At 71.7% G+C, this 14388-nt stretch carries 11 protein-coding genes and 1 riboswitch; of the genes, 7 read left to right on the top strand and 4 right to left on the bottom strand.

Features of this window, described 5'->3' with window-relative positions; all coding sequences use genetic code 11:
* The first annotated feature begins 6 nt into the window (after positions 1 to 6).
* From AB0L06_RS00285 to AB0L06_RS00260, 6 genes are all read left to right on the top strand, one after another.
* Positions 7 to 1887, top strand: coding sequence for an AAA family ATPase (locus AB0L06_RS00285; protein ID WP_500228697.1), 1881 nt, complete (start codon positions 7 to 9; stop codon positions 1885 to 1887).
* An 82-nt stretch (positions 1888 to 1969) separates the two neighbouring features.
* A complete protein-coding gene (locus AB0L06_RS00280; protein ID WP_500228696.1) occupies positions 1970 to 2680 on the top strand; it encodes a 4Fe-4S single cluster domain-containing protein in 711 nt (236 codons plus the stop codon).
* Positions 2668 to 4068 carry an FHA domain-containing protein gene (locus AB0L06_RS00275; RefSeq protein WP_500228695.1) on the top strand — a complete coding sequence of 467 codons (1401 nt, stop codon included), beginning with the start codon at positions 2668 to 2670 and terminating at the stop codon, positions 4066 to 4068. Before AB0L06_RS00280 ends, AB0L06_RS00275 begins: the two co-directional genes overlap by 13 nt.
* Before the next feature lie 219 nt (positions 4069 to 4287).
* On the top strand, positions 4288 to 5031 hold the full coding sequence (locus tag AB0L06_RS00270; RefSeq protein WP_500228694.1) for a hypothetical protein: 744 nt from the start codon (positions 4288 to 4290) through the stop codon (positions 5029 to 5031).
* An 11-nt stretch (positions 5032 to 5042) separates the two neighbouring features.
* Complete coding sequence (locus AB0L06_RS00265) at positions 5043 to 5768, top strand: hypothetical protein (protein WP_500228693.1); 726 nt, start codon at positions 5043 to 5045, stop codon at positions 5766 to 5768.
* Between the two features lie 230 nt (positions 5769 to 5998).
* Positions 5999 to 8071, top strand: a complete 2073-nt coding sequence (locus AB0L06_RS00260; protein ID WP_500228692.1) for a PLL family lectin — start codon at positions 5999 to 6001, stop codon at positions 8069 to 8071.
* Between the two features lie 129 nt (positions 8072 to 8200).
* On the opposite strand, the gene typA is transcribed toward AB0L06_RS00260, so the two are convergent.
* The gene (gene typA, locus AB0L06_RS00255; RefSeq protein WP_500228691.1) at positions 8201 to 10054 is read right to left on the bottom strand and encodes a translational GTPase TypA; all 1854 of its coding nucleotides are present in this window, start codon (positions 10052 to 10054) and stop codon (positions 8201 to 8203) included.
* A gap of 304 nt (positions 10055 to 10358) precedes the next feature.
* Positions 10359 to 10529: riboswitch (cyclic di-AMP (ydaO/yuaA leader) on the top strand.
* A gap of 8 nt (positions 10530 to 10537) precedes the next feature.
* Between typA and AB0L06_RS00250 the strand changes: the two genes are divergently transcribed.
* The gene (locus AB0L06_RS00250; protein ID WP_500228690.1) at positions 10538 to 11566 is read left to right on the top strand and encodes a C40 family peptidase; all 1029 of its coding nucleotides are present in this window, start codon (positions 10538 to 10540) and stop codon (positions 11564 to 11566) included.
* 191 nt (positions 11567 to 11757) lie between these two features.
* On the opposite strand, the gene AB0L06_RS00245 is transcribed toward AB0L06_RS00250, so the two are convergent.
* From AB0L06_RS00245 to AB0L06_RS00235, 3 genes are all read right to left on the bottom strand, one after another.
* Positions 11758 to 12150: a (deoxy)nucleoside triphosphate pyrophosphohydrolase gene (locus AB0L06_RS00245; protein WP_500228689.1), complete on the bottom strand. Its 393-nt coding sequence runs from the start codon at positions 12148 to 12150 to the stop codon at positions 11758 to 11760.
* Positions 12151 to 12221: 71 nt separating this feature from the next.
* Entirely contained in the window at positions 12222 to 12968 is a 747-nt protein-coding gene (locus tag AB0L06_RS00240) for a Mut7-C RNAse domain-containing protein (protein ID WP_500228688.1), read from the bottom strand.
* A 74-nt stretch (positions 12969 to 13042) separates the two neighbouring features.
* Positions 13043 to 14332: an amidohydrolase family protein gene (locus AB0L06_RS00235; protein ID WP_500228687.1), complete on the bottom strand. Its 1290-nt coding sequence runs from the start codon at positions 14330 to 14332 to the stop codon at positions 13043 to 13045.
* Positions 14333 to 14388 lie beyond the last annotated feature (56 nt).

Genomic DNA, 14388 nt, shown 5'->3' with positions numbered 1-14388 from the left:
GCGCGCGTGAGTATCGAGTCCCCCACCCTCGGCGGTCGGCTGCCCGGATGGCCGCCGTTCATCCGCGAGCTGGACGCGACGCTGGCCGTCCACTCCCAGTACGTGCTGTCGGGGAACCTGTACGACAGCTTCCTCGCCCCGGGCGACGGCGCCTCCCCGGCGCGGCTGCTGCCGCTGCGCGACCTGCTGTGGGAGTCGATGCGGTCGAGCGGCTACTCGTTCATGGTCGTCTACGACGCCGTGGACGGCGTCCAGATCCACCCCCCGACAGCGGCGGACGAGGCGCAGCGGCTGCTCGGCAAGGTCAAGCCGGACGACAAGCCGTCCCTGGAGGCGCTGACCCGGCACCTGGCGGCCGTCGCGCGTCCGGCCGAGGACGTCCGGGCGGCGTTCGTGATCGACTCGGCGTCCCGGATCGCGCGGACCCCGACCGACCTGGAGCCCGCCGAGCGCGACTTCTTCCGGTTCTGCGCCAAGCTCTCCCGGACGGCGCGTCCGGTGCGGGTCGCGGGCGGCCAGCGGCCGAAGCCGCTGTACAACCCGGTGCTGTGGCTGGTGGACCGGCCCGGCGACCTGCCGCCGTGGCTGACCGCCGAGAACGAGAACGTGCGCGAGATCACCATCCCGCGCCCGCACCTCGGCGACCGGCAGGAGACCGCGCGGCTGCTGGCCCGCGCCTTCGGGGTGTCCGACGTCGGCGCGGACGAGGCGGCGGCGCAGGCGTGCGACGCGTTCGCCGAGCAGGCGGACGGGCTGACCCTGCAGTCGATGATCGAGGTGACCCGGCTGGCCAAGGAGCGGAACGTCTCGCTCACCGACCTGCCGGACGCCGTCCGCACCTACAAGCTCGGCGTGCTCGACAACCCGTGGAGCCGCGGCCACCTGCGCCGCCGCGTCCTGGAGGGCGAGAAGCGCGTCCCGGAGCGGGTGATCGGGCAGCCGCAGGCGGTCACCAAGACCCTGGACATCCTGAAGCGGGCGGTGCTCGGGCTGTCCGGCGCGCAGGCGACCCGGTCCGGGTCGCGGCCGCGCGGCGTGCTGTTCTTCGCCGGGCCGACCGGCGTCGGCAAGACCGAGCTGGCCAAGTCGATCACCGAGCTGGTGTTCGGGGACGAGTCGGCCTACCTGCGGTTCGACATGAGCGAGTTCTCCGGCGAGGGCTCCGGGGACCGGCTGATCGGCTCGCCGCCCGGCTACGTCGGGCACGAGGCGGGCGGCGAGCTGACCAACGCCGTCCGGGAGGACCCGTTCCGGGTGATCCTGTTCGACGAGATCGAGAAGGCGCACCCGCGGATCCTGGACAAGTTCCTGCAGATCCTGGAGGACGGGCGGCTCACCGACGGCCGCGGCAACACCGTCCACTTCTCCGAGGCGATCCTGATCTTCACCTCGAACCTCGGGATGTTCGTCCCGGTGCACGACCCCACCGGGAGCGGCACGTCCGGACGGGTCCGCAACGTGATCCCCGGCATGCCGTACGAGGACGTCGAGCAGCGTATGAAGGGCGCGGTCGCCGACCACTTCACCGAGGTGCTGAACCGGCCGGAGCTGCTCAACCGGTTCGGCGACAACATCGTGGTGTTCGACTTCATCGGCGCGGAGGCCGCGGACCGGATCTTCGACCTCCAGTTCGCCAACATCTGCCGCCGGGTGACCGACGAGCACCGGCTCGTCCTGTCGGTGAAGGGCGAGCCGCTCGGCACGCTGCGCGAGTGGTGCACCGCCGAACTGGACAAGGGCGGACGCGGCATCGGCATGGCGCTCGAGTCGTACTTCGTGAACCCCCTGGCCCGCGCCCTGTTCGACCGCGACCTCACCCCGGACGAGAAGATCACGGTCACCGCCGTCCGCCGCGAGGGCAGCATCGTCCACGTGGACATCGCATGAGCCGCCGGGCACGCGCGCAGGAGCACCACCGGACGGGCGCGCGTGGGAATCATCGCGTGACGGACCGGGAACGGGGCCCGGTGTGACCGATCTCCTGCTGGCGAAGGCGCACCACCCGGTGACGACGCTCGGTCCGGGGACGCGGGCGGGCATCTGGACGCAGGGCTGCACGCTGAACTGCCACGGCTGCCTGTCCCGCGACACCTGGGACGCCGATCCGGCGAAGGCCGTCCCGGTGGAGGCGCTGCTGGGCTGGCTGCGGTCGCTGCCCGCGCCGCTGGACGGCATCACGATCTCGGGCGGTGAACCGTTCCAGCAGCCGGAGGCCGTGCTGGAACTGGTCTCCGGGGTCCGCGCCTGGCAGGCGGAGCCCGGCCGTGAGAGCATTCCGTTGGACATACTCATCTACAGCGGATATGTCTACACACGGCTCTCGCGCTCCCCCGCGGCCCGCGAGATCCTGAACAGGTGCGACGCCGTCATCACGGGGCCGTACGTCGACCGGCTGAATCCGGAGGGGCGACACTCCCCCGAGAGGTCCCTACTCTGGAGGGGGTCGGCCAACCAACGCGTCGTGCCGCTGTCCGGGCTCGGACGGCAGCGCTACGCCGAGGCGGCCGGGATGGAAACGAACCGGGACGACACGCCCCGCATGCAGGTGTCCGTGGACGAGGGGCCGGAGGGAAGGCGGGTGTACTACATCGGGATCCCGCGACGAGGTGACCTCGATCACCTCACATCGACGCTGGAACAGGCCGGAGTGCGCGCGGGGGATGTGTCATGGAGACCATGAACTGCCCATACTGCAATGAATCCGTACAGCCTGGCGATCTGCTCTGCCTGAGCTGCGGTGCGAACCTGGCCCGTCCGGGCGCCCAGCAGCCGCACCAGCACCAGCACCAGCCCGCTGGCGCCCCCGGCTACGGCGACCAGGCTCCGCCCCGAAACCAGCCGCCTCCCGGCCAGCACGGCCAACCCGGCGGCGGCCAGCCCGGCGGTCCCCCGCCGTACGGCCAGCAAGGCGGCTTCGGCCAGCCCCCGCAGCAGGGCGGGCAACCCCCGTACCAGCAGCAGGGCGGCCAGCCCGACTACGGCCAGCAGCCGGACTACGGGCAGCCCCAGCAGCCGCAGCAGCAGCAGTCGGACCCGTGGGGCCCGCCCCAGCAGGCGGCCGACCCGTGGGGTCCTCCGCAGCAGCCGCAGGGCGGTTTCGGCCAGTCCCCGCAGCAGGGCGGCGGGCAGTCCGACTACGGCCAGCCCGCCCAGCACGGCGGACAGCCCGACTACGGTCGCGGTGGCCAGCCCGACTACGGTCAGCCTCCCCAGCAGGGCGGTCAGCCGGACTATGGCCAGCCCCAGCAGCACGGCGGGCAGCCTGACTACGGCCAACCGCAGCACGGCGGACAGCCGGATTACGGTCAACCGCCCCAGCAGGGCGGCCAGCCGGACTACGGCCAGCCTCCCCAGCACGGTGGCCAGTCCGGTTTCGGCCAGCCTCCGCAGCACGGTGGCCAGCCCGACTACGGCCAACCGCAGCACGGCGGACAGCCGGATTACGGCCAGCCGCCCCAGCAGGGCGGCCAGCCGGACTACGGCCAGCCCCCGCAGCAGCAGGACCCGTGGGGCTCGCCCCCGCCGCCCGCTCAGCAGGACCCGTGGGGAGCGCCGCAGCCCGGCTACGGCCAGCCGAACGGCCCCGGCGGGCAGCCGATGCATCCGCACGGCCGCGAGCAGACGCTCCTGCCGCCGGAGGGCCAGGGCGGACGCCGCTCCGACGCCACCGGGATGATGTGCCCGTACTGCGAGGCGGTGCTGAGCAACCCGTCCGCCTCACAGTGCGACTCGTGCCTGCGCCCGCTGCCGGGCCAGGGCGCGCCGACGCTGCGGGTGCAGTTCCCGACCGGTGAGCTGAAGCTCGCCGCCGGGCAGAGCCTGGTGCTCGGCCGGGACGCGGGCCAGTCCCCCGTCGCGTCGACGTTCACGCCCTACGACAACGTCTCGCGACGGCACTCGACGGTCTGGATCGACCAGCAGGGCACCGCGTGGGTCCGCGACGAGGGCTCCACGAACGGCACCTTCGTCAACGGCGAGCGCCTCCCCCCGCGGGTGGACGCCCCGCTCCGCGACGGCGACCAGCTCCGCCTCGCCGCCGACGTGGCGGGCACCATCATGCTCGGCTGAGCCCGCACGGCCGACACGTTCGGCCGACACGGCTCGGCAGGCACGGCTCGGTGGGCATGGTCCCGCCGACATGCCGAGAACGACCGCCGACGGCGGCCCGGATCCGTCCGGGCCGCCGTTGCCGTTTCGTGATCATCTTCCGGCCAACCCCCCTCTGAGCGGGGACGTCCTGTTTTATGCGCGCCACGCACCGCGCGCGTACACAGGAGAACGAGGCCTATGCGCATCACCACTCTCGCGCTGGGCACGGCCACGGTCACGGCCCTCACCCTGACCGTCCCGGCCGCCGCCCGCGCCGCACCCCCTCCCATTCCCACGCAGATCACCGCCCTGCGGGTCGGCACGGACGCCACCCGGCACCTCACCCTCTCCGGCCGCCTCACCACCAAGGCCGGGACGACGGTGGGCGCGGGCCGCAAGGTGGTCATCGAGACCGCCGACGACACGCACCGGCGCTGGTTCACCTACGCGACACCGTTGGTCACCAAGGCGGATGGAACGTTCCATACCGACGCCCGGAAGACCGGCGCCCACTACACGCACGGCTACTACCGCGTCCGCTTCGCGGGAGGGCCCGCCTTCGCCGCGACGCTCTCCGGGGACGTCCGCGACCGCCGGATCGCCACCCGCGTCACCGGCTGGAAGGTCTCCACGACCCACCCCCGCCGCGGCTCGACGTTCACCGTGCGCGGCTACCTCCAGGAGAAGCCCGGCACGGCCTGGAAGGGCCTCAAGGGCCGGCGCGTCTCGATCGAATACTGCCTCAAGGGCGGCGACTGCCTGAACGATCTGTCGCTCTGGCACGGGCTCTCCAACTACAAATCGGGCGCGAAGGGCTCCTTCACGACCCGAATCCACGTCGGCGCGAAGGCCAAGCCGATCTATATCGCCTACACGTTCTACGGCGATTCGACCCACTACGTGACCTGGCTGGTCAAGCCGGTCCTGATTTCCCCCCGATGAAAGTGACGAACATGCGCAAGTCCCTGTTGATCGCAAGCACGGCCGCCGCCGCGGCCACCCTGGTGGCCGCCCCGGCCACCGCGAACGCCGACACCGTCACCAAGACCCCCACCAAGGTCACCTTCGGCATGTCCACCACGTGGGACGCCAAGCTGAGCATCTCGGGCAAGGTCACGGCGACGAACGGCGAGACCTTCCCCGCCGGGAAGTGGCTGGTCGCCGAGTGCTACTCGACGCAGCAGCACAAGTGGCTGACGGTCAAGCCGCTCGCGGGCCAGAAGCCCCTGATCACGCAGGTGGGCGGGGCCTTCTCGAGCAACCTGACCGTCTACTGCTCGCACGGCGCCTACCGCGTCCGCTTCCCCGGCGACCCGACGTTCGCGCCGTCCACCAGCCCGAACGTCCAGGACAAGCGCATCAACTCCCTGGCCTACGGCTGGAAGGTCACGCCGCACACCGTCCGCAAGAACGGCTACGTGTACGTCAGTGGAACCCTCAAGCACGACCCGACGCCGGGCCACTACGTGCCGTTCAAGGGCCAGCGCGTCTACCTGTACGTGAAGCTCAAGGGCCAGAAGAACTTCTCCTGGTTCGCGCGCCCCAAGACCGACTCCAAGGGACACTTCAGCGGGCGCATCCGTCTTCCCAAGGACGCTTACTTCATTTACCAGTACTTCGGCGACAACAACCACTACTACGACGCGCCGGTCAAGGCGACCTTCGTGCACGTCCGATAACTAGGTGGACGTCCATGGATGTCCGATAACCAGATAGTGCGCGTTCTGTAGCGAGACGGCGGCGGTCCGGAGTTTCCGGGCCGCTGTTGTCTTTTCGTGACCTGAGGAGCGCAACCTGAAGGCGAGTTCGTGCATCATCCCAAGTGCGCGTTTGCCGCAAATTTCATAACTCGGCGTCCCACGAACGGCACGGCCCGTTCAGGTGCGTCGCAGGACGGCCGGGAGGTCGCTTGAAGCGGGGAATCCGTGCGGTCGAGGCGATTTTCGCCCTGGGGGCGCTCGGTGTGATGTCGTCGCTGGTGGCGGCGTTCCCTGAGGACCACGGCACGCACACCGGGGCGCACGGCAAGATCGCGGACCGGGCGGGGCGGGCGTTCGCCGACGGGGTCCGTCCACCGAGCGGCAAGGGAACGGCCTCCGCCACGCCCACGGGCGCGGCGGGCGGGCACTGGTCCGGATCCGGCGGGCGGTTCATGCAGCTCGTCGCGCACGAGGACGACGACTCGCTGTTCTACTACCCGGACATGATCCGGTCCGCGGCCTCGGACTCGACCACCGTGTACCTGACCAGCGGCGAGGCCACCGGACGCCAGTTCCACAACCGGTGCGTGTACGGGCAGCACCGGGAGGACGGCGCGCGGGCGGCGTGGGCGCGCAACGCCGGGCTGCCGGACCGGTGGACGCGGGCGCCGCTGCGCCTGCCGGGCGGCCAGGCGGTCGAGCTGGACACGCTGAACGGCGCGTCCAACATCCGGCTCGTCTTCTTCAAGCTGCACGAGGCCGGGGACAAGCCGGCGATGAAGCGCACCTCGTCGCTGGAGCAGCTGTCCCACGGGGCCGGCGCGGCGACGACGCTGGGCTCGGAGTCCACCGACGGGCCGGGCTGCGACCCCCGCTACGTGCGCCAGCGATACACCAGGCAGCAGCTCGAGAACGGGCTGACCTGGCTCATGCAGCGCTTCGGCCCGAGCGTCGTGCTGGCGCAGGACCCGAAGTCGCCGCCGGTCCAGGGCCGGTTCACGCACGTCGTGACGACGATGGGCGACCACACCGACCACCAGGGCGCGGGCCGCCTGGTCGCCGACGCCGCCGCGCGGTACGCCGGGCCGCAGCGCGACGGGAGCGTCCTCGTCCGGTACTACCGCGACTACAACATCCGGAGCTCGCCGCCGAACCTGGGCGCGCTGGCGCCGGCGAAGAGGCAGCTCTTCCTCACCTACCTCGGCCCGCACGGCGCCAACGACCCCGGGCCGAACCCGAACAACCCGACCTTCTACACCTTGTTCTACTCGCGCCAGTACACCCGCTGGACGAACGGGACGACCTGGGCCGTCCTGGACAGCGCGAAACGGCTGAACGCCTTCGCCGTCCTGGACGGCAGGGTCGCGCAGTGGCAGCAGGCGCAGCCCGGCGGCCCGTGGACCGGTCCCAAGTTCGGGCCCGGCGGCGGCCTGGCGCCGTACGTGACGGCCGTCCGGGACGAGCACGGCATGCTGCACCTCTTCGCTCTGCGGATGTCCGACGACGCGATCGTGACGGCATCGCAGAAGGCGTCCGGCGCCTGGACGGGCTGGTGGTCGCTCGGCAACCCCGACCCCGACGCGGGGCTGACCGTCGGGACGCCCGCCGTCGCGGTCACGCCGCGCGGCGACATGACCGTCGCGGTGCGGAACCTGGACGGCGGCGTGAGCGTGAAGACGCGGCGCGGCGGCACATGGGCGGGCCACTGGACCGGCCTGTCCGCCAAGGGCGTGCGGGATGGCGTCGCCGCCGTCGCCGACGCGTCCGGACGGGTGGAGGTCTTCGCGCCGACCGACAAGGGCGTGGCGCGGTGGCGGCAGCAGAAGCCGGGCGAGCCGTTCGTCCCGGTGCTCGGCGGCTCCGGCGGCCCGCCCGCCGGCCCCGTGACCGCGGCCGTGGACGCGACCGGCGCGGCGCGGATCTACTACCCCGCGTCCGGGACGGCGTCGACGGTGACGCAGTCCGACAACGGGATGCGCCCCGACCCGCTGTACGGGCCGATGACGTTCGAGGGCACGGCGGTCGCGACCAGCGGGCAGCGGACCGTCCTCGCGGCCCGGACGGCCGACGGCGCGCTCGCCCTGGGCGTCCAGAACGCGCCGTACGGGCCGTACGCGTGGTCCACGCGCCGGGCGGACGTCATGGGGTCGCCCGCCCTCGCCTACGACGCGCAGGGCCGTCTGGTCGCGCTGGTGTTCGGCAGCGACGCGCACCTGTACACGATGCGCGCGACGAGCCCGGGCTCCGCGACGTCCTTCACCGACTGGACCCGCACCGGCTGACGGCCGGGCCCGGGCCCGCCGGGACGCGCACCGGCCGAGAGAACGAGAAGGTCGAGAGAAGCGAGAAGGCCCCCGCCGCAAGGGCGGGGGCCTTCTCGTTCGACCGGATCAGCCGGTTCGAGGGCTCGATCAGGAGTTGCGCTTGGCGCGGGCGCGGGTCCGCTCGCGCTCCTTGGCGTCCAGGACGATCTTGCGGATCCGGACGAAGGTCGGGGTGACCTCGACGCACTCGTCGTCCCGGATGAACTCCAGGCTCTCCTCGAGGGTGAGGATCCGCGGCGGGGTCAGCGTCTCGGTCGTCTCGGCCGTGGAGGAGCGGACGTTGGTCTTCTGCTTCTCCTTGGTGATGTTGACGTCCATGTCGTCGGCGCGCGAGTTCTCGCCGACGATCATGCCCTCGTACACCTCGGTGGTCGGGCCGACGAAGAAGGTGCCGCGCTCCTGCAGGTTCAGGATGGCGTAGCCCGTCGCGGCGCCCGTCCGGTCGGAGACCAGCGAGCCGCTCGGACGGGTGCGCAGGTCGCCGAACCAGGGCTCGTAGCTCTCGAACACGTGGTGCGCCATGCCGGTGCCGCGGGTCTCGGTCATGAACTCGGTGCGGAACCCGATCAGGCCGCGCGCCGGGACCAGGAACTCCATCCGGATCCAGCCGGTGCCGTGGTTGGTCATGTGCTCCATGCGGCCCTTGCGGACGGCCATGAGCTGGGTGACGGCGCCGAGGTGCTCCTCGGGGATGTCGACCGTGAGGCGCTCGACCGGCTCGTGCTTCTTGCCGTCGATCTCGCGGGCGACCACCTGCGGCTTGCCGACGGTCAGCTCGTAGCCCTCGCGGCGCATGTTCTCGACCAGGATGGCCAGCGCCAGCTCGCCACGGCCCTGGACCTCCCAGGCGTCCGGACGCTCGGTCGGCAGCACCTTCAGCGACACGTTGCCGACCAGCTCGCGGTCGAGGCGGTCCTTGACCAGGCGGGCGGTGACCTTGGTGCCCTTCTCCCGGCCGGCCAGCGGCGAGGTGTTGGTGCCGAGGGTCATGGAGATCGCGGGCTCGTCCACCGTGATCAGCGGCAGCGGGCGCGGGTCGTCCGGGTCGGCGATGGTGTCGCCGATCATGATCTCCGGGATGCCGGCGATCGCGATGATGTCGCCCGGGCCGGCCTCGTCGGCGGGCTTGCGGGTGAGCGCCTCGGTCATCAGCAGCTCGGTGATCTTGACCCGCTCGACGCTGCCGTCGTGCCGGCACCACGCGACCTGCTGGCCCTTCTTGATCACGCCGTTGTGCACGCGGCACAGCGCGATCCGGCCGAGGTAGCTGGAGGCGTCCAGGTTGGTGACGTGCGCCTGGAGCGGGGCGTCCGGGTCGAAGGACGGCGCCGGGATGGTGTCCTTGATGACCTGGAACAGGGGCTCGAGGTCCTCGCTGTCGGGGAGCTCGCCGTCGCCCGGCTTGTTCATCGAGGCGCGGCCGGCGCGGCCGGAGGCGTAGACGATCGGGAAGTCGATCTGCTCCTCTTCGGCCTCGAGGTCCATGAACAGCTCGTAGGCCTCGTCGACGACCTCGTCGATGCGGGCGTCCGGCCGGTCGGTCTTGTTCACGACCAGGATGACCGGGAGCCGCGCCTCGAGGGCCTTGCGCAGGACGAACCGGGTCTGCGGGAGCGGGCCCTCGCTGGCGTCCACCAGCAGGACGACGCCGTCCACCATGGACAGGCCGCGCTCGACCTCGCCGCCGAAGTCGGCGTGGCCGGGGGTGTCGATGATGTTGATCGTCATCCCGGCGTGCCGGACGGCGGTGTTCTTGGCCAGGATCGTGATGCCCTTCTCACGCTCCAGGTCGTTGGAGTCCATGACGCGGTCGTTCACGTCCTGGTTCTCACGGAACGCGCCGGACTGCCAGAGCATGGCGTCGACCAGTGTGGTCTTGCCGTGGTCGACGTGGGCCACGATGGCAACGTTGCGGAGGTCATCGCGCGTGGAGAAGGGCATGCGGTTTCGCCTTGGGTGAGAGTTCGGGGATCGGCCGCAGACGTGCGACACTCACAGTTTACTCGGCCGCCCAAGGAGCCCGGTCGTCCGCGGGACGGCGGGCAGGTGAAGAACGGCCTCCACACGGGGTGATCATGCGGGTGACCAGCACCTCTTCCGTCACACGGATCCCACGCATCTCCTCCGCGACACCGGCACCACATGCGCACACATGCATACTTTGTGTGACTGTTTGGCCATTTTTGAACTTCCTTTGTAGTCTGCCCCGCAGATCCGGCCGTACCAAAGCCCCGTCCGTGGGGCAGCGACCGGACCGCCGAATCCCGCGAGGGAACCGGGGACCCACACTCCCGGGGTGAATCGGCGCACGTCACGGGGCGTCCTCTGACCGGGACGGCGTCGTGCCGTGCGGCGTAGGGCGACTCCTGGCCCGAACCCGTCAGCTAACCCGGTAGGCGGCACACGAAGAGGAGAACACCGGCCTTGGCCAAGGACCCCCAGCGCCGCCGCGTGACACTCGCGGCCGCCACCGTCCTCGCGCTCGGACTGGGCGTCGCCGCACCCGGCGCGGCCCACGCCGCGCCGACGGCCCCCCAGGCACCCCGAGCACTCCAGGCACCCCTCACTCCCCCGTCCCCGTCCGGGAAGCCCTCCGAGTCCGACCTGAAGAAGCAGCTCAAGCAGCTCCAGGACGAGGCGGAGAAGCTCACCGAGCAGTACAACAAGTCCCGCGTCGACCTCGGCAAGGCGCAGAAGGCCGAGCGGGACGCCACGCGCCGCGCGGACGCCCTCGAGGCTCAGGCCGCCCCGGCCCGGGCCGCGCTCGGCCAGGTCGCCGCGAACCAGTACATGAGCGGCGGCGGCCCGGACATGATCTTCGCGGGAGGCGCCGACGGCAGCGGGCTGTCCGACACCGCCTACCTCGCCCAGAACCGCGCGGGCGCGGTCCAGCGGCTGCAGACGCTGATCGACCAGGCCAACAAGGCCAAGTCGGACGCGCAGGCGCAGACCGCGAAGGTGAAGCAGGCCGCCGACCAGGCGGACACCGCCCGCAAGACCACCAAGGGCAAGATCGACGACGTCCAGAAGCTCCTGGACAAGCTGGGCATCACCCGGACCAAGGACCCGACGTCCGGGTACACGGTGACCGTCCGGGGCAGCGGCCTGCCGCAGAAGATGCTGCGCAAGGCCCTGACCAAGCTCGGCTCGCCGTACGTGTGGGCGGCCGCCGGGCCGACCACCTTCGACTGCTCCGGCCTGGTCATCTGGGCGTACGCGCAGGTCGGAAAGCCGGGCCTGCCGCACTACACCGGCGACCTGTTCCAGCTGGGCACCAAGATCGACCGGGGCTCGCTGCGCCAGGGCGACCTGGTCTACTTCGGCGGCGACCTGCACCACATGGGCATCTACGCCGGTGGCGGCCTGTTCCTCCAGGCCCCGCAGACCGGCGATGTGGTGAAGGTCTCCAAGATGGACCGCTCGGACTACGCGGGCGCGAACCGCATCGAGTGACCTGAAACACCACGCACGACCTGAAGCACCACGCACGCCCCGAAGCACCACGCAGCGACCGGCGTCCGCCTCCCGCGGACGCCGGTCGCTGCGTTTTCGGGGCTCTGGAACCTCGGGCCCGTCCGCCTCCGCGCCATGGCCTCATCCGGCCAGGCGGTGTGCGTCCGGCCGTGCGCGCCCAGACGGGCCGGTCAGCGGGCGAGGTGAGGGGTGATCGCCTCGACGACCGGGAGGTCGCCTGGAAGCCACTCGACGTCGTAGAGCTCGTCCGCGGTGAGCCAGCGCAGCGCGAGGTGCTCCAGGGCCTCCGGCTCGCCGTCCACGACGGTCGCCGTCCACACCCGCAGGACGGACCCGCCGAGCCCCAGCGGCCAGTCGCCGCCGACCCGCTCGCCCAGGACGACCCGGACGCCGAGCTCCTCCTCGCACTCGCGGACGAGCGCCTGCTCGTCGGTCTCCCCCGGGTCCACCTTGCCGCCCGGGAACTCCCATCCCCCGGCGAGCTCCGGCGGCTCGGCCCGCTGCGCGGCCAGCAGCCGCCCGCCGGAGATGATCGCCGCTCCCACCACCACGCTCACGCTCATGGACCGCCATCATGCCGTTTCCATGACCGTCCCGTGGGGCGGGGCCGAACGCGGCGGCGGGGCCCGGTGGATCAGCGCGACGAGGCGGCGTCCGACCGGGCCTGGTCGACGGTCCGCCGGGCGGTCTCCACGATCTCCTGGAGGTGGTCGCCGTGGGCGCCGCGCCAGTAGACGCGGCCGCAGTCGGCGCAGCGGCCGTACGCGTCGTAGCTGCGGCGCGTCCCCTCCGCGAGCTCCCGCTCGATCTCCGCCTTGTCCACCGGGACGAGCGTGCCGTTGCAGGCCGTGCAGCGCGTCCAGGGGGCCAGCTCGGGCGCGAACCGCTCCAGCAGGTCGTGGAGCTGGTCGTCCGGCCGGGGGCTCCGGACGTACGCGCCGAACCACAGCGCGCGCCGCATCAGCAGTCCCCGGTCCTGCGTGAGCAGGACGCGCCGCTCCTCGTTCGCCTGGACGACCAGCTCCGGGTCGTCCATGTCGTTGTGGTAGGCGGTGTCGAGGCCGATCAGGCGCATCCGGCGGGCGAGGGTGCCGAGGTGCACGTCCAGCAGGAAGCGCGGCGCGGCCTGCCCCGGATCCAGGGGGACCTCCTGCGGGCGCGCGACCGGCCCGACCCGCACGACCGCGCCGGAGGCCGGGCGGTGCGACGGCTCGACGGCCGCGCCGTCCGCGGTCAGGGTCCCGACCTCGGGCAGCGGGACGCCGAGGGACTCGATGACGTGTCCCAGGCTCGACGTCCCGTCCCAGGCGATCCGCTGGCGCTCACGACGGCGCGCGGCAGGCAGGAAGAAGAGCAGTTCGGGCGCGATTTCCAGTGTCATGTCCGGCTCGTCCACGCGGCCAGCATGTCACGCCACCCCCACGCGCCACCCCTCTATTTCGCCGTGCCGCCCGGCTACCGGCCTGCGGACGGCGCGTCCGCGGGGACCTTCTCGGCCAGGTAGGCGGCCGAGGCCCCGAGCCGGTCCAGTGCCGTCGCGACGTCCGCGACCAGGCGTCCGTCACGCTTGACGATCCGTCCGGCGACCATGACGGTGTCGACCGCACGCGTGTCGGCGTACAGGACGACGGCCGCGACCGGGTCGTGGACGGGCGCGATCCCCGGCAGGTCGGTGCGCAACAGCATGATGTCCGCCTGCAACCCGGGCGCGATCTCGCCGGTGACGCCGCCCAGGCCCGCGACCTGCGCGCCCTCCACCGTCGCCATGCGCAACGCGTCCGCCGTCGTGAAGCCGAGCCCCACGCCGTCCGGACGGCCCCGCTCGACGTAGTAGGCGGCGCGCATGAGGCTGAACATGTCGGAACTCGCGCTCGTCACCGCGTCGGCGCTGAGACCGCTCGGAATGCCCGCAGCTCGTGCGCGCCCGGTCACCGGGAGGCTGAATCCCATCGCGGTCTCGACTGCCGGCGAGACCGCGACCGTCCCGCCGTGGTCGGCGATCCGCTTGAACTGCTCGTCGGTGTAGTCGTTGGCGTGGACGTACATCGTGCCGGGCGTCCACAGGTCCTGGTCGTCGAGGAACGCGAGCCCGCCGGCCGCGGCCTCCGCCCCGTGACCGCCCATGTGCGTGGTGATCATGACGTCCAGGTCGCGCGCGGACAGCCACTCCTCCCGCGCCTGCTCCACCGAACCGAGGTCCGGACCGAGCGCCGCCACGGCCATCCGGACCAGGCCGTCGCCGCACGCCTCCCGGACGCGCCGGGTCTCGGCGGCCCGCGTCTCCTCGCCGCCCGCGTGGAAGTAGCCGTACACCGCGCGGATCCCGGCGTCCCTGAGCGCGTCGAGGTTCGCCTCGACGTACTCGGGACCGGCCGGGGCGTGCGCCCAGTCCACGACCGTCGTCACGCCCGAGTCGAGCGCCTCCAGCGCCGAGCCGAGCACGCCCGCGTACAGGTCCTCGGGCCTGAGCGCGGGGCCGAGGCGGCTGAGCACACGCTCGAAGTAGGCGGGCAACGACGTGTCCGGCTGGACGCCGCGGATCGTGCCCTGCCACATGTGCCGGTGGGGGTCCACGAACCCGGGCAGGACGATCCGCCCGGACGCGTCGACCACCTCCGCGTCGTCCGGTACGGGCAGGTCAGGACCGACGGCGGCGATCACTCCGTCGCGGACGAGCACGTCCACGACACCGAGATTCCGCGGGCTCAGCACGAGCCCGCCCTGGATGAGAAGAGGGGATGTCATGGCCGAAAGCTTAGAGAAAAGCTTTTCTGAAAGCAATACGAGCGGCGAGTATCCTC

This window comes from Spirillospora sp. NPDC052269 (genome assembly GCF_040679435.1).
Classification (GTDB): domain Bacteria; phylum Actinomycetota; class Actinomycetes; order Streptosporangiales; family Streptosporangiaceae; genus Spirillospora.
Note: the sequence above shows the minus strand (reverse complement) of the source record. Positions and strands in the feature narration are given on the sequence as shown.